This is a genomic window from Flavobacterium haoranii, from assembly GCF_009363055.1.
In the GTDB taxonomy this organism is placed as follows: Bacteria; Bacteroidota; Bacteroidia; order Flavobacteriales; family Flavobacteriaceae; genus Flavobacterium; species Flavobacterium haoranii.
Genome location: NZ_CP045292.1, coordinates 1,089,882 through 1,106,333, shown reverse-complemented (window position 1 = coordinate 1,106,333; position 16,452 = coordinate 1,089,882). Strand labels below are relative to the sequence as shown.

The following is a 16,452-nucleotide window of genomic DNA, read 5'->3' as shown; positions in this document are numbered from 1 at the left end:
AAAACAGAAGTTCAAAGTAATATTTTATTCTATTCAAATATTATCCAATTATATGCTCCACTGTCGAAACCAACTGTTGAATTACGTTGATTGTTTAGTATATCATTAAATGTAGCATAAGAACTATTTGCTAAACCTCTTGCAGAAGAATCTTCACCAATGATTAATTCATTATTATTTGGGTCTTTGAAGTCGGGTCTATTATTTGTTGAATTCGTTGCAATTAAACAATTTGTATAATTAGCTCCAGTAAATTGATATAAGGGATGTGAACTGTATATATGTGACAAATCAACAAATTTTATCAAACTACTGTCAAAAGAATAATTGAAGTTTGGATCGTTTATATCAGGTCCATTTCCTTGTTTGTCTATAGATAAAGATAAATTTGGTGAACCATATAAAATACAATTTTTAAAATCTGCTTTTACTAATGGTTCTACAATTGTTTGATCTGAAGTTTCTAAATAATCGTTAATTACAACGCAATATTGTTTAGGAATTGGCCAATAGTTTGCAAAAGTACAATGTGTAAAATCGTAACTTCCGCCTAATGTACAAGCAATACTTGCCTGACCACAATTGTTTACAACCATATTTTTTCCAACAATATTTCCTGTTCTTGCCAAAACGCCTACATTGGAACAATCGTAAATTTGAACATTTTTCATATCAATTGTTGGAGATGTAGTTCCATCATTTCCTTCAATTAACATTCCTACTGTTGCGTTTTTGATTGTTAAATTAGAAATGATATTATTTGTACTACCTTGAGTAAACCATATAGTTCCCCATTGACCTGGAACGTCAGAAAAACTTGGTTCTAAACGATCTCCTTCAAAAATAACTTCATTTTCTAATGCTTCTGTTGTTGAATAATCTCCTTCAACATGTAAAGAAGCATTGTTTGCGACAATCAAACCCGATTCGGCATGAAAATGAATGCGAGCGCCAGCATCAACAACCAAAGTTTCATTAGGAGGTACTGCAGTATAGCCATAAATTACATAGGGTTTTTCATTGGTCCAATGTAATTCATTACCATTATCAGGATCAGCTGAATCTAAAAACTGCCCTTGGATCGTAATAGGGTTTCCTTCTTCGTCAAGACCTAGTGTTAAAGATTCATAAGTATAAGTGTCATCAGGATTTAAAGTTCTTTGCGGAAAAATAAAATAGGCATCTTGAATTAAAGTAACTAATTCAACTGTTTGAAATTCAGAATTATTTCCAAATTGTATTTGATCAGTATAAAGGAAGTCTCCCGGATTTGCATCAGCAACATCGGCTGTTACTTCAATAAAAATAAACATGCTGTCTTTTGCCAAAAGTTCAACGTTTTCAAAAACTTTTCCTGGCATTCCATCAACCATTAGTCTGTATTTTGAACTTTCACCTTTACCAAGTCGTAAATTAGGAATAGAAATGTTTTTATCTGATTTATTATAAACTTTTAAAGTATAAGTACTGGACCCAATTGTTGTAAAAACGGTATCTAAATAAATAGTGTCTCTAGAAAATTTAAGGTTGCCAACATTAGGCTCAAAATCAAAATCATTTCGACAAGATGTAGTTAATATGGTAAATATGGTTAAAAAGGCAATGATATAATGTTTCATTTAGAATCTTTTTTAGGTAAAAATACTACTATTTTTTACATAACGAAATATTGTAAGTTTTAGTTTATTTCTTTCGAGCAGAAAATAGTAATTTTACAAAAAAAATAATCATGTTTGATAAAGATGCTTTTTTGAAGCTTTGTGCAAAGCTTTCTGAGAATACATTAATGGAAACATTAGAAATTGAATTTATAGATGCTGGTGAAGATTTTCTAACGGCAAAAATGCCTGTAAATCCTAGAGTACATCAACCAATGGGGCTTTTACATGGTGGTGCTAGTGTTGCTTTAGCAGAAAGTGTTGGTAGTGCCGCATCAATTATGTTTATAAACCCTGAAGTTACTGAAGTGAGAGGTATAGAAATTAGTGCCAATCATTTGAAAAGTAAAAGAGAAGGAACTGTTTATGCTACTGCAAAAGTTATTCATAAAGGAAAAAGTATTCATTTGTGGGAAATTAGAATTGTTGACGAACAAGGAGCTTTAATTTCGCTTTGTAAGTTAACGAATATGGTATTACCAAGAAGAAGATAAAATGACCGAATTATTTTCTAAATTATATTCACAACTTGAGCAAAATCTTCCTTTTGTAATTTATTCTAAACCAAATGATCACGTTTCAAATGGTTTGTTTCAACAAAATGATACGTTACATGAATTAGAAAGTGAAAATAGTTCAGGTTTTGTTTTTGCGTCTTTTTATAACGATGTAAATTATATTATTCCAATTGCTGAATCGGAGTTGATTTCAGTTGAAAATACAATTAAGGAAGTTCAATATAACGAGTTTGAACAATCATTTACGCAAGAAGCAAAAACTGATTTTGAAAATTTAGTGAGTCTATTTGTTAAAGAGATTAGAAGTGGTTCCTGCTCAAAAATTGTAGCCTCTCGATGTGAAAAATTCGAGCTTAAAGATTTTGATGTAGAAAAATCTTTTAAAAGAATGGTTTATTTGTATCCTACAGCTTTTAAATATTGCTTTTTTCATCCTGAAATAGGAATGTGGTTAGGCGCAACTCCTGAACAACTTTTAAAAGTTAATAATAACGAAATTTCTACAGTTGCACTTGCGGGTACTAAAACAATAAATGAATTAGAAAAAGAGTGGGGAGAAAAGGAAAAAATTGAGCAACAATTGGTAACTAATTTTATTAGTGAAAGCCTAGAACCTTTTGTAGATAAATTAACTTTGTCTGAACCTTACACTTATCAAGCAGGTAAATTATTACATATTAAAACTGATATAAAAGCTATTTTAAAAGATAATAACCACAAAGATAAAGTTGTTCAAGTTTTACATCCAACACCAGCAGTTTGCGGTTTCCCAAAAGATTATGCTAGAGATTTCATTATAAAGAATGAAGGTTATGCTAGAGATTTTTATGCTGGATTTTTAGGAGAATGGAATTTTAAAATAAACGAAAAGCATACAACTGATACAGATTTGTTTGTAAATTTAAGATGTTGTAAAATTGAAGATCAAGTTGCTAAGATTTTCATTGGTTGTGGTATAACGGAAGATAGCAACCCAGAATTAGAATTTATAGAAACAGTAAATAAATCGGAAACGATAAAAAAATATTATAATGAATAAGTTAGATATTTTAGCTTTTGGAGCACATCCCGATGATGTAGAATTAGGGTGTAGCGGAACATTAGCTAAAGAAATTGCTCAAGGTAAAAAAGTTGGGATTATCGATTTAACTCGTGGCGAATTAGGAACAAGAGGTTCTGCAGAAATTAGAGACAAGGAAGCAGCCGCTGCTGCAAAAATATTAGGTGTTTCTGTTAGAGAAAATTTACAATTTAGAGATGGATTTTTTGCAAACGATGAAAAGCATCAACTAGAAATTATTAAAATGCTTCGCAAATACCAACCAGAAATTGTTTTATGTAACGCAATACAAGACCGCCACATAGATCATGGAAAAGGAAGTAAATTGGTTAGCGATGCTTGTTTTTTATCGGGTTTAACAAAAATTGAAACCGAATTGAATAACGAAAAACAAGCAGCTTGGCGTCCAAAAGTAGTCTATCATTATATTCAATGGCAAAACATTAAACCTGATTTTGTGGTAGATGTTTCAGATTTTATGGATAAAAAGATGGAAGCTGTTCTTGCTTATGGATCTCAATTTTATATTCCAAATTCTAATGAACCAGCAACTCCAATTACTTCTAAAAACTTTTTAGACAGTATTACTTATCGTGCACAAGACCTAGGAAGGTTAGTTGGAGTAGATTTTGCAGAAGGTTTTACTGCTGAAAGATATTTGGCTGTCAATAGTTTAGCAGATTTGAAGTAAAAAAACAAAAAAAATCTTTGTTAGATTGTAGGAAACATCTATATTTGCACTCGCAAAACGGAATAATACTGTTTTGTATAACAAACGGTGATTGTAGCTCAGTTGGTTAGAGCGTCGGATTGTGGTTCCGAAGGTCGCGGGTTCGAGACCCGTCTTTCACCCTAAAAATTAAAGCTCAGATTTATCTGAGCTTTTTATTTTATAATACTTTTAATAAGCATCAGTAAACCAATTCCCAGAATTAGAAACAAAGCAATTTGCTTAAATTTATTTTGAGGAATAAATTGTAAGATGTATTTCCCTATATAAGTCCCAATCCAACTTATAATAATCAAAAACGGAACATAAATTAAATCGTGTGTGTGAATAAAGCCGTTTTCAAAATATACTATAGTTCTAGTAGCATCAATCGAAAAATCAATCGCTGCTGAGGTTGCAATAAAAACACTTTTTTCTAAATCAAATGCTGCCATAGTAATTCCTCTTATCGCACCACCAGTTCCTAATAAACCTGCACTAAAACCCGAAATTGCTCCGCCAATAATAGATTCTCTTGGTTCTGGATTTATAACTAAATCTTTTTTAATTAGAAATAATAAACTAAAAGCTACTAAAAAGATACCTAATGCAATTTCTAGTACCAATGTATTTACATAGTTAGTTAGAAGTCCGCCAATAATTACAAATATGACTGAAGGTATACCAATAGTGAGTAACAATTTTTTATCTAAACCTTTTCTAAAAAGCGCAATTTTACTCAAATTACTAGAAACATGAAACAATGCAGTTAGTCCTAATACAGATTGAAAATCGAAAAAGAAGTTAGCAATAGGCACAAAAAATACTGAAGAACCAAATCCTCCAACTGTACCAATAATTTCCGCTAATAACGACAAAAATAGAAATAGAATGCTAACTTTTTGGAACATAAGATTGTTTTTAAAATAAAAAACTCCTGTAAAACAGGAGTTCGTTTATAAAAGTAAAAAAAAATTATAATTTATTCATGTTATTAGCAAGTGTTTCAATAAACTTACCAATTGGACCTTTAACCATCATTGCCATCATAGGGTTAAAGTCACCTTCAAATAATAATTGAACTTCAGTTTTACCTGCTTCAACTTCATTTAAGTTTCCAGTTAAAGTAAATGGTAATTTGCTAGATGCGGCTCCTAAAACAATTTTATCATTAGGGATTGCTTCTTTTTTTACCAATTTAATTTCAGGCATTCCTTTTAAACCAAATTCAAAACAATTTTCATCAATTACTTCAAATTTAGCAATATTTTCTGGCATTAGTTTTTCAAAATTTTTAATATCAGTTAATGCATTAAAAATATATTCAGCCGATTTTTCTACGGTTACTTTTGGACTTTCTAAATTCATTTATAGTGTATTATTAATTAACTTCAACATTCCATTCTGAAGGATTTTTACCCCAATCTTCTATCGTTAGCAATTCACTTTCAGAAATATATTTTTTTACAACAGCCTGTTTTAATAGAGTAGTGTAATTACTTAAAGTAAATACTTCTAAATTAGCATCTTTAAAGCGCGTTTCAGAAATATCAAATCCATAAGTAAAAATCGCCGCCATTCCTTTTACAACTGCACCTTCGTTTCTTAAAGCTTCAACTGCAAGTAAACTACTTCCACCAGTACTAATTAAATCTTCAACAACTACTACATTTTGACCTTTTTGTAAAAAACCTTCTACTTGATTTTGACGACCATGCTTTTTAGGCTCAGGACGTACATAAACAAAAGGTAATCCCATGTATTCTGCAACAAGTATACCAATTCCAATTGCGCCAGTTGCTACACCAGCAATGACATCTGGTTTACCAAATTTTTCTTCAATGTGCTTTGCAAATGCTTCGCGAACAAAATTTCTAACCGCTGGAAATGAAAGGATTATGCGATTATCACAATAAATTGGTGACTTCCAGCCCGAAGCCCATGTAAAAGGATTTTTAGAATTTAATTTAATTGCGTTTATTTGTAAAAGCAATTCGGCTGTTTTTTCTGCTGTGTTGTTATCAAAAATCATAATACAAATGTATAAAGTTTTTGTCAACGATAAACCACTTTTTTTGACCAATGAGGTTCAAAAGGAAACTGATTTTCAACTTTTTCTACTAGAAAGTGTTGATATTAAGAAGCTTATAGTTAAAATGTTTCAAAATAAAATACAAAAGGCATTTTTGTATCATCCTGATGAAAAGCTGATTATGAAAACATTAAAAGCTAAAATTCCAGTTGTTAAAGCAGGTGGTGGATTAGTTTTTAACAAGAAAGGAGAAGTACTTTTTATTTTCAGAAACGGAAAGTGGGATTTACCTAAAGGAGGCACAGAGAAAAAAGAAACAATGGAAGAGACTGCCATGCGTGAAGTTGAGGAAGAAACTGGTGTTAACGGATTAAAAATTGTAAAAAAACTTACTAAAACGTATCATGTTTTTAAACGAAATGGTCGTTATAAGTTAAAACAAACCTATTGGTTTGAAATGCAAACAAATTTTGATGGCACTCCTGAAGGTCAAATTGAAGAGGGAATAGAAAAAGTAGCATGGATTAAACCATCGGAAATAGAATCGATACTTGAAAACTCTTATGAAAACATTAAATTGTTGTTTGAATTAGAGAATTGCGAGTAAAATTTTAACCTTTAACAATACTTTAAGCAAAAATTAATTTGCGTATATCTATTCTTTATCTACTTTTGTCCTGAAAATGAGAAAAGAGAACTTTAAATATCTATTATCGTTATGCATTACTTTGTTGTGTGTAAACTTTTTGTTTTACACAACAGGAGCTAACTATATTATTAGAGATTTAATTAGTATCAATAGCTCAACACAAAACGGACCTCAAAAACGATCTTTTAGTTCAAATCACAATTTAATTATTAAATTTCAATCGGAGTCTAATGATCAAGATGGTGAAAATGAAGGAGAAGATTCTGAACAAAGTGAGAGCGAAATATTTCAAGTAGAATATTTTAATTTCTATTCTCACTTCTTAGCTGGTTATTCGTTTTTAAACAATTTAAAGACTTTAAAACATGATGTTCTACCTAGTAGAAGTCACTTCAATTACTATTCTTCTTTAGATGCACTCTATATCGCTTTTAGAGTGTTTAGGCTTTGATTTATTTTAGACGGCATTAATTTGTCATCGTTTTTTTGTTTGTAGTCATTTTTAAATTCTAAAATGAGACAAGCATATTTGTATGCATTTGTTTGTGTACACAAAATAAATCAAACTTAAAAAATTAATTAAAAAATATTATGGCTAAAAGATTTTTTATGCTTCTTAGCTTGTGTTCTGTTATAGTTTTAACAAGCTGCCAATCTAAAAAAGAAGAAAAAGAAGAAATTGCTAAATTCTTAGTAACAAGTCCAATACAAAAAGATACATTAATTTCAAGAAAATATGTATCTCAAATACATTCAATTCGTCATATCGAATTAAGAGCTTTAGAAAGAGGTTATTTACAAAAAATATTTGTAGATGAAGGACAAGCGGTAAAATTAGGTCAGCCCATGTTTAAAATTATGCCGAATGTATATGAGTCTGAGTTACAAATTGCTCAAGCTGAAGCTCAAACTGCAGCAATTGAATATAAAAACACAAAATTACTTGCAGATAAAAATGTTGTATCTCAAAACGAATTAGCTTTAGCTAAAGCAAAATTAGAAAAAGCAAATTCAGAGGTTAGATTATCTCAAACACATTTAGGTTTTACAAATATTAATGCTCCATTTGCTGGAATTATGGACCATTTACATGTAAGAGAAGGAAGTTTATTAGAAGAAGGTGAATTATTAACAACACTTTCAGATAATAGCAAAATGTGGGTTTATTTTAATGTTCCAGAAGCGGAATATTTAACTTACATGATAAGTAAAGCTAAAAATGAACCTTTAAAAGTAGATTTAGAGATGGCTAATGGTCAATTCTTTAATCATGAAGGAATTGTAGAAACAATTGAAGGAGAATTTGATAACGAAACTGGTAACATTGCATTTAGAGCAACGTTTGATAATCCTGATAGATTATTAAGACACGGGGAAACAGGTAATGTTATAGTTAAAAATCCATATAAAAATGCAATTTTAATTCCTCAAAAAGCAACTTTTGAAGTATTAGATAAAAAATTTGTTTTTGTTGTAGATAAAAATAATGTAGTACACCAAAAAGAAATTACAATTGCTAAAGAGGAACTTCCTTATCTTTTTATTGTTACTAAAGGTTTAACACCTAATGATAGAATTCTTTTAGAGGGAATACGTAAGGTTAAAAATGGAGAAAAAATTGAAGTTGATTTCCAGAAACCTGAAAAAGTATTGTCTTCTTTAGAGCTTTATGCTGAATAATTAACATAAAAAGAAAAAATTATGTTTAAGAATTTTATCAAACGACCAGTAATGGCGATCGTTGTGTCGCTCATTATTGTATTCTTAGGAATGTTATCAATCAAAACATTGCCTATTTCTCAGTTCCCAGAAATTGCACCGCCAAGGGTAATTGTAACTTTAGCTTATCCTGGAGCAAGTGCAGATGTATTAGTAAAATCTGCTTTAATTCCACTAGAACGTTCTATTAATGGTGTTCCTGGAATGAAATATATGGTTTCCGATGCAACCAGTGCTGGTGAGGCAACTATTCAAATTATTTTCGAATTAGGAACCGATCCAAATCAAGCAGTTGTTAACGTTAAAAACCGTGTAGATAAGGTAATTAATAATTTACCACACTTAGTTCAGTTAGAGGGGTTATTGTAAATGTTGTACAGCCAAGTATGTTGATGTATATTAACTTATACAGTAACGATAAACATGCCGATGAAAAATTCCTTTATAACTACGCAAACGTAAATATTATTCCTGAAATTCAGCGTATTAATGGTATTTCTCAAGCTCAAATCTTAGGTAACCGTAACTATGCTATGCGTGTATGGTTAAATCCAGATAGAATGCGAGCTTATAAAGTTTCTATCGATGAAGTGATGGAAGCCATGGCAGAGCAAAGTATCATTGGTAGGCCAGGACGTTTAGGACAAGCAACCGGTATTAAAGCACAATCATTAGAATATGTATTGGTTTACCAAGGTCGTTATAATAAACCAGAACAGTATGAAGACATCATTATCAGAGCTAGCTCCGATGGTGAAATTATAAAACTAAAAGATATTGGTAAAGTAGCTTTTGGTAGTGAATTCTTTGATATCTATTCAAATAAAGACGGACATCCTTCTGCAGCTATTCAGTTAAAACAAGTTTATGGAAGTAATGCGAGTGATGTAATTGATAGAGTAAAAGATAAAATGGAAGAACTTAAAACGTCTTTCCCTCCAGGAATGGAATATGAAGTAAGTTATGACGTTTCTACTTTCTTAGATGCTTCTATAGATAAAGTGGTACACACTTTAGGTGAAGCATTCGTATTAGTTGCTTTAGTAGTATTTATTTTCTTAGGAGATTGGCGTTCAACATTAATCCCAATTATTGCCGTACCTATTTCGTTAATTGGAGCTTTCATTTTTATGAAAATGTTTGGTTTAACAATCAACTTAATTACCCTTTTTGCCCTAGTATTAGCGATTGGAGTTGTTGTGGATGACGCCATAGTTGTGGTAGAAGCCGTCCACCTCAAGATGGAAGAAGATCACATTGGACCGTATAAGGCTGTACAAAGAGTATTAGGTGAAATTGGTGGAGCAGTAGTAGCCATTACGTTATTAATGACATCGGTATTTATACCAGTAGCCTTTATGTCTGGACCTGTTGGGGTTTTCTATCGACAGTTCTCCATTACCATGGCTTCGTCAATTGTATTATCTGGGGTTGTAGCATTAACGTTAACACCAGTATTGTGTGCTATGATTTTGAAAAACAATCATGGTAAACCAAGAAAGAAATCACCTATCAATATTTTTATTGACGCTTTTAATAGATGGTTCGAGAAGTTAACAGGTAGATACACAAATATTTTAACCAAAATTGTAAGTAGAAGATTAGTTACAGTTTTAGTTTTAGGAGGATTTGCTTTTGGAACATTCTTTATAGATAAAACATTACCAGCCGGATTTATTCCAAGTGAGGATCAAGGGATGATTTATGCCATCATTCAAACACCTCCAGGAACAACATTAGAAGCTACAAATGCAGTTGCTCGTAAATTACAAGGTTTAGCAGAAAAAATTGATGGAATTCAATCAGTTTCTTCATTAGCAGGTTATGAGGTATTAACAGAAGGTCGTGGTTCAAATGCCGGTACATGTTTAATTAACTTAAAAAGTTGGGAACACCGTCATCATTCAGTTACTGAAATTATTGAAGAATTAGAAGAAAAATCTAAAGACTTTGGTGCTGTAATTGAGTATTTCGAGCCACCTGCAGTACCAGGTTATGGTGCAGCTGGAGGTATTTCTTTACGTATGTTAGATAAAACAAATGGCGAAGATTATCATGCTTTCGATAAAATCAATAAAGATTTTATGAACGAACTTGGTAAACGTAAAGAGTTAACAGGTTTATTTACATTCTATGCGGCAAATTATCCTCAATATGAAATTGAAATTGATAACCAAGCAGCAATGCAAAAAGGTGTTTCAATTGGTGATGCTATGGAGAACCTTAATATTCTAATTGGTAGTACATACGAACAAGGATTTATTCGTTTCAATAACTTCTTTAAAGTGTATGTTCAAGCCGATCCACAATATAGAAGATACGCAAGCGATTTGTTAAGCTATTATGTAAAAAATGATAAAGGAGAAATGGTTCCTTACTCAGCATTCATGAAACTTAAAAAACGTCAAGGGCCAAATGAGATTACACGTTATAACTTGTATAATTCGGCTGCAATTAGAGCAGTACCAGCAAAAGGTTACACAACTGCTGATGCTATTACTGCAATTAAAGAAGTTGCTGATACTCATTTACCGACAGGTTACGACATTGATTGGGAAGGTTTAACTTTCGATGAAGCAAGAAGAGGAAATGAAGCTATTGTAATCTTTATTATTGTATTAATTTTCGTATACTTTGTATTAGCTGCCCAATATGAAAGTTTCATTTTACCGTTTGCTGTAGTACTATCGTTGCCAGCTGGTATTTTTGGAACGTTCTTATTGTTAAAATTATTTGGTTTAGCAAATGATATTTATGCTCAGGTTGGACTTGTAATGCTCGTGGGATTACTCGGTAAGAATGCCGTGTTAATTGTCGAGTATGCCGTCCAGAAAAACCAACAAGGAATGTCGATTTTAGATGCGGCTATTGAAGGTGCAAAAGTACGTTTCCGTCCAATTTTAATGACTTCGTTCGCATTTATCGCCGGATTAATTCCGCTAGTAAAAGCTACAGGAGCTGGTGCAATTGGTAACAGAACAATTGGTACTTCTGCATTAGGAGGAATGTTGTTTGGTACTATTTTCGGAGTTTTATTAATACCTGGTTTATATTACATTTTTGGTAAACTAGCTGAAGGTAGAAAACTAATTAAACATGAAGATTTTACTCCTTTAACGGAAGATTACAAGTATAATGAAGTTAAGAATAAAGAAGAAAAGACAGATGAAAACCACTGATATAATCAAAGGAATACTAGCGAGTGCTTTTGTAGTTCTAGTGTATTCTTGTGGAATACCTAAAGTAACTACAAAAGAAAATAGTGTGAATTTACCATCGAGTTATGCAAATAACTCTGTGGATTCCACTAGTGTTGCGCAACTTAAATGGAAAGATTTTTTGATGATGCGAACTTAAATCAATTAATCGATTCAGCTTTAGTAAACAATAAAGAGCTTAATATTTTAATGCAGAAGGTTAATATGGCTGCAAATGAAATTCAAGCTAGAAAAGGTGAGTATTTACCAAGTGTAAATCTTGGACTTGGTGCAGATGTTGATAAAGTAGGTGAGTTTACACGTAACGGAGCAGTTGAGAAAAATCTTCCAATTAGAGATGGAAAAGCTTTTCCTGAACCTCTTACAAATTATCAATATGGACTTTATAGTAATTGGGAACTAGATATTTGGAAAAAATTACGCAATGCAAAAAAAGTTGCAGTAATGGAATATATGGCATCTCAAGAAGGAAAAAATTTCTTAGTAACTAACTTAGTAGCCGAAATTGCTTCATCTTATTATGAATTAGTTGCTCTAGATAACCAATTAAAAAATTTAGAACAAAATATAGCTATTCAAACCAATGCATTAGAAATTGTAAAACTGCTAAAGGAATCTGCAAGGACCACTTCATTAGCAGTAAAACGATTTGAAGCTGAAGTTCAAAAGAATAAAAGTGAAATGTATAGTTTAAAGCAAGAAATTGTAGAAACTGAAAACAGAATTAACTTTTTAGTAGGTAGAACTCCACAAGCTGTAATAAGAACATCTGATAATTTTATGAACACACAACCTAAGTTTGTTAACTCAGGTTTACCATCTCAATTATTAGAAAATAGACCAGATGTAAGAAAAGCAGAATTAGAAATGCAAGCTGCAAAATTGAATATCAAAGTAGCAAAAGCAAATTTTTATCCTTCTTTAGGTCTAAAAGCTGGTGTAGGTTTTGAAGCTTTCAATCCTGAGTTTTTATTAGAATCTCCAGCATCATTATTGTACTCTGTTGCTGGTGAAGCATTAATGCCATTGGTAAATAGAAATGCTATTAAAGCAACCTATAAAAATGCAAATGCTAAACAAGTTCAAGCAGCATACGAATATGAACAAACGTTATTAAACGCTTATATTGAGGTAGTTAATCAATTGTCTAAAATAGATAATTTACAGAACAACTACCAATTAAAGAATGATCAAGTTAGTTCTTTAGATGCATCTGTAGAAATTGCAAATCAATTATTCCAATCGGCTCGTGCTGATTATATGGAAGTTTTGTTAACGCAACGTGATGTATTAGAAGCAAAAACAGCATTAATTGATACTCGTAGAGATCAAATGATTGCTACTATTAATTTGTATCGCGCTTTAGGCGGTGGCTGGAATTAATTTTTTAGGTTTTTTTTTGAAAGGCCATTGCAATTTGCAATGGCTTTTCTTTTTTATAAAACTCTGTAGATAGGATACTGCAAATGTGCTTTTTCATAATATTCTGAATGACTATAAATCCAATCGAGTTGTGCCTCAGCATTTTCAGAAAATTTTGTATCGTTTTGTTTTTTAGTTTCAAATTCAGTCTTTAAATCAGGGTTTTTATCTAATAATTCTTTCGCCAAATCTTCAAAAACATAAGCTGAAAAATATTCTTTTTGTTGTAAAATTGGATCAAAAAAGTTCCAATTAAAATAACTGTCAACAGCTTCAGGTTCTAGTGTTTCCAATAAAAATTTTACACCTTTTTGATTGGTTGTAACCATGAAATCTCCTTTTCTAAACTTAATTTTTTGGGTTGATTTTGAAACCGAAGTATTATAATGTCCGTAATGACCTTCATAAGGATGTTTAGTCGTTTCATATGAAGCAATTTTATAACTTTCTACTTCAATTTCAGTATCTTGAGCTAATGGTTGTATTTCAATTTTATTCAGTTTTAATAGCTCAATAACGGGCCATTGTGATTGTGGAATAACATAAAAACTCGGAATTGTAACTTCTTTTGTTGCTTTATAATCATTATAAAACGGAATTTTCTTGGTAAAAGGTTGTTTTTTATCGTAATATAATCGTTGTTTTCCTGAAACATCACTTGGTTTATAACCACCTTTATAACCCATAAAATCGATGTAAGAAACTTTTGCAGAATCTATTTCCCATTTTAAAGGATATTGCATTCCTGCTTTATAATTTTCTAAGTTTTGATTTTTTAAAGCCTTAATTTTTGAAACGTTTTGGTCTACATAATTTATTGTTTCTACCATATATTCGTAAGTAACTTTTACACGATCTTTAAAAGGTTTTAACATATGCGTTTCTGGAACAGAACCTAAGGAATTGAAAAGAGTTGTATAACCAGTAGCATAACGAGGAGTATCCATAAATTGTGCAAATCCGTTGTCGGGCATATCGCCATGAATGTTAACATAAGGAACACTTTCAATATTTTTTTGCTTCAGTTTTTGCATAATTGCAGGATGCATTTCGTTTTTATAGAATTCGCCTAATTTTCCACCTAAGCGCTGATGCTGAGTGGCAATACAAGTAAAAGTATATTGATAATCGGCACCGTTTGAAACGTGATTATCGATAAACATATCTGGATTTACCAATTGGAAAATTTCTTGGAAACTTCTAGAGTTTTTTGAATCCGATTTAATGAAATCTCGATTTAAATCATAATTGCGAGCATTTCCTCTAAATCCGTATGCTTCTGGTCCGTTTTGATTAGCGCGTGAATGCGAATTTCTATTTAACATTCCGCCAATATTATACACAGGAATTGCCACTACAATTGTATTTTTTGGGACTTTAATTTTATTGGTCGCTAAATCTCGCATGAACATCATGGTAGCGTCAATTCCATCTGGCTCGCCAGGATGAATTCCGTTGTTGACCAAAATGACTGCTTTATTTGAGTTGTAATCAAAGTTCTTATCTGAAGAAAAACTAATAATATGTAACGGTTCGCCGCTATCTGTCAACCCCATTTTTTGCATCAGTATCGTTTCGAATTGATGATCTAATTTTTCATAAAATGATATACATTCTGCATAGGTTGTCGATTGATTTCCGTTGCCTAATTCGAAAGGTGTTTTTAGGTTTTGAGCTGTAATAAATTGGACACAAAAAACGAATAGTATTGATAAATTTCGCATAAAAAAAGCTTTACAAAAAGTAAAGCTAATTATAATTTATTAAAAATTGAAATTCTTATTTCCCTTGCATAACATTATAAGAAGGATCTTCTAGGATGTTGACATCAATAATTGCTTCTGCGTTTTTTAATAATGCAATACAATCGCTACTTAAATGTCGTAAATGAACTGTTTTACCTAGTTTCGCATATTTGCTTGTAATATTATTTACTGCTTCTATTGCACTCATATCTGCAATTCTACTTTCAGCAAAATCGATAATAATTTCTTTTGGGTCGTTTCGAATATCAAATTTCTCTGCAAATGCTGTAGTGGAACCAAAAAATAATGGTCCGAAAATCTCATAATGTTTTACACCATTTTCATCTAAATATTTACGCGCACGAATACGTTTTGCATTTTCCCAAGCAAAAACTAAAGCAGAAATGATTACTCCAATTAAAACAGCCAAAGCCAAATTATGCATGAAAATCGTAATTAATGTAACAATAATCATTACAAAAATATCCGATTTAGGCATTTTGTTGAAGGTCTTAAAACTCGTCCATTCAAAAGTTCCGATGGCAACCATTATCATAACACCTGTTAATGCAGCCATTGGTAACAATTCAATAACTGGAGCACCAACTAAAATGATGATTAAAATAGTTAAAGCACCAATAATTCCTGATAATCGAGCTCTAGAACCAGCAGATAAGTTCACTAAGGTTTGAGCAATCATTGGACAACCACCCATTCCAAAGAAGAAGCCGTTAGCAATATTAGCAGTTCCTTGTGCTAAACATTCGCGGTTACTATTTCCTTTGCTTGCTGTAATTTCGTCAACTAAATTTAACGTCAATAAACCTTCGGTTAAACCTACAGCAGCCATTACTAATCCGTAAGGAAAAATGATTTGTAAAGTTTCCCAATTGAATGGAATTGAAGGAATGTGTAAAGGAGGAAGGCTTCCGCTTACAGAAGCAATATCTTTTACTTGTTTGGTTTCAATTCCGAAAACTAAAACAAGACCAAAAACAACCATAATTGCTACTAATGAAGCTGGAATTGCCTTTGTGATTTTTGGAAATATGTAAACAATTCCGATAGTTAAAGCAACTAATCCTAACATAACAAACATTGGATTACCAGTTAACCAAGTAGTTTCGCCATTGATAACCGTTTTAAATTGCTCTAATTGCGACATGAAGATAACGACAGCCAATCCGTTAACAAAACCATACATTACAGGTTGAGGAACTAAGCGAATAAATTTACCTAGTTTAAATATTCCAACCAGTATTTGAAGAATACCTGCAATAATAATAGCTCCAAAGACATAATCTAAACCGTGAGATTTCATTAAAGCAATTAATACAATTACTGTTGCTCCAGCTCCACCGGAGATTAATCCTGGACGACCACCAAAAATAGCGGTAATTAATCCCATGATAAAAGCCCCATATAAACCTACAAGAGGAGGGAAGCCTGCTAGTATTGCAAAAGACAACGATTCGGGAATCATGGTCATTGCTACCGTAAGTCCGGCTAAAATTTCAGTTTTATAATTTACTTTTTGAGAAAAATCGAATAAGTTGAATACTTTTTGCATCTTAAATGTCCATTTTTGGCTTAAAAGCGCAAAGGTAATGATTTAAAAATGGACATTCAAAAATACAATTAATTGAAAATTGGTAGAGTAGAAATTTTAAAGCATCTGATTTTTAGCAGAGATAGACTGCAACGATATGCTGATTTTAAGAA

Annotated in this window: 14 protein-coding genes, 1 tRNA gene and 1 pseudogene; 10 read left to right on the top strand and 6 right to left on the bottom strand. The window is 31.6% G+C overall.

Annotated elements, in window-relative coordinates:
* Window positions 1-29: 29 nt before the first annotated feature.
* Window positions 30-1,619 (bottom strand): hypothetical protein, encoded by a 1,590-nt coding sequence (locus GCU34_RS05445; protein WP_072785683.1) that lies wholly within the window; start codon window positions 1,617-1,619, stop codon window positions 30-32.
* A gap of 110 nt (window positions 1,620-1,729) precedes the next feature.
* Here GCU34_RS05445 and GCU34_RS05440 point away from each other — a divergent pair, with 110 nt between their 5' ends.
* The 4 genes from GCU34_RS05440 (at window position 1,730) to GCU34_RS05425 (ending at window position 4,089) form a co-directional block, all read left to right on the top strand.
* Window positions 1,730-2,152, top strand: coding sequence for a PaaI family thioesterase (locus GCU34_RS05440; protein ID WP_143146240.1), 423 nt, complete (start codon window positions 1,730-1,732; stop codon window positions 2,150-2,152).
* Between the two features lies 1 nt (window position 2,153).
* Window positions 2,154-3,215, top strand: coding sequence for an isochorismate synthase (locus GCU34_RS05435; RefSeq protein ID WP_152378375.1), 1,062 nt, complete (start codon window positions 2,154-2,156; stop codon window positions 3,213-3,215).
* Window positions 3,208-3,927 carry a bacillithiol biosynthesis deacetylase BshB1 gene (bshB1, locus tag GCU34_RS05430; protein WP_072785678.1) on the top strand — a complete coding sequence of 240 codons (720 nt, stop codon included), beginning with the start codon at window positions 3,208-3,210 and terminating at the stop codon, window positions 3,925-3,927. The genes GCU34_RS05435 and bshB1 overlap by 8 nt, the downstream gene beginning before the upstream one ends.
* 86 nt (window positions 3,928-4,013) lie before the next feature.
* A tRNA-His gene (locus GCU34_RS05425) sits at window positions 4,014-4,089 on the top strand.
* A gap of 32 nt (window positions 4,090-4,121) precedes the next feature.
* On the opposite strand, the gene GCU34_RS05420 is transcribed toward GCU34_RS05425, so the two are convergent.
* From GCU34_RS05420 to pyrE, 3 genes are all read right to left on the bottom strand, one after another.
* A complete protein-coding gene (locus GCU34_RS05420) occupies window positions 4,122-4,856 on the bottom strand; it encodes a sulfite exporter TauE/SafE family protein (RefSeq protein WP_072785676.1) in 735 nt (244 codons plus the stop codon).
* 64 nt (window positions 4,857-4,920) lie between these two features.
* Entirely contained in the window at window positions 4,921-5,313 is a 393-nt protein-coding gene (locus GCU34_RS05415; RefSeq protein ID WP_072785674.1) for an orotate phosphoribosyltransferase, read from the bottom strand.
* 13 nt (window positions 5,314-5,326) lie between these two features.
* The gene (pyrE, locus tag GCU34_RS05410; protein WP_072785672.1) at window positions 5,327-5,977 is read right to left on the bottom strand and encodes an orotate phosphoribosyltransferase; all 651 of its coding nucleotides are present in this window, start codon (window positions 5,975-5,977) and stop codon (window positions 5,327-5,329) included.
* A gap of 7 nt (window positions 5,978-5,984) precedes the next feature.
* Between pyrE and GCU34_RS05405 the strand changes: the two genes are divergently transcribed.
* The 6 genes and pseudogenes from GCU34_RS05405 (at window position 5,985) to GCU34_RS05385 (ending at window position 12,946) form a co-directional block, all read left to right on the top strand.
* Window positions 5,985-6,584 carry an NUDIX hydrolase gene (locus tag GCU34_RS05405; RefSeq protein WP_072785671.1) on the top strand — a complete coding sequence of 200 codons (600 nt, stop codon included), beginning with the start codon at window positions 5,985-5,987 and terminating at the stop codon, window positions 6,582-6,584.
* Between the two features lie 76 nt (window positions 6,585-6,660).
* A complete protein-coding gene (locus tag GCU34_RS05400; protein ID WP_143146239.1) occupies window positions 6,661-7,077 on the top strand; it encodes a hypothetical protein in 417 nt (138 codons plus the stop codon).
* A 140-nt stretch (window positions 7,078-7,217) separates the two neighbouring features.
* Complete coding sequence (locus GCU34_RS05395; protein WP_072785668.1) at window positions 7,218-8,306, top strand: efflux RND transporter periplasmic adaptor subunit; 1,089 nt, start codon at window positions 7,218-7,220, stop codon at window positions 8,304-8,306.
* A gap of 21 nt (window positions 8,307-8,327) precedes the next feature.
* A pseudogene (locus GCU34_RS05390) lies at window positions 8,328-11,524 on the top strand (efflux RND transporter permease subunit).
* On the top strand, window positions 11,511-11,702 hold the full coding sequence (locus GCU34_RS13865) for a hypothetical protein (protein ID WP_227658741.1): 192 nt from the start codon (window positions 11,511-11,513) through the stop codon (window positions 11,700-11,702). The pseudogene GCU34_RS05390 and the gene GCU34_RS13865 overlap by 14 nt, the downstream one beginning before the upstream one ends.
* Window positions 11,672-12,946: a TolC family protein gene (locus GCU34_RS05385; protein ID WP_227658740.1), complete on the top strand. Its 1,275-nt coding sequence runs from the start codon at window positions 11,672-11,674 to the stop codon at window positions 12,944-12,946. The genes GCU34_RS13865 and GCU34_RS05385 overlap by 31 nt, the downstream gene beginning before the upstream one ends.
* Window positions 12,947-12,999: 53 nt before the next feature.
* Here GCU34_RS05385 and GCU34_RS05380 read toward each other — a convergent pair whose 3' ends face one another.
* Together GCU34_RS05380 and GCU34_RS05375 are read right to left on the bottom strand one after the other, a co-directional pair.
* Window positions 13,000-14,709 carry a M14 family zinc carboxypeptidase gene (locus tag GCU34_RS05380; RefSeq protein WP_072785664.1) on the bottom strand — a complete coding sequence of 570 codons (1,710 nt, stop codon included), beginning with the start codon at window positions 14,707-14,709 and terminating at the stop codon, window positions 13,000-13,002.
* Window positions 14,710-14,764: 55 nt separating this feature from the next.
* Window positions 14,765-16,300, bottom strand: coding sequence for a SulP family inorganic anion transporter (locus GCU34_RS05375; RefSeq protein ID WP_072785661.1), 1,536 nt, complete (start codon window positions 16,298-16,300; stop codon window positions 14,765-14,767).
* Window positions 16,301-16,452: the final 152 nt, after the last annotated feature.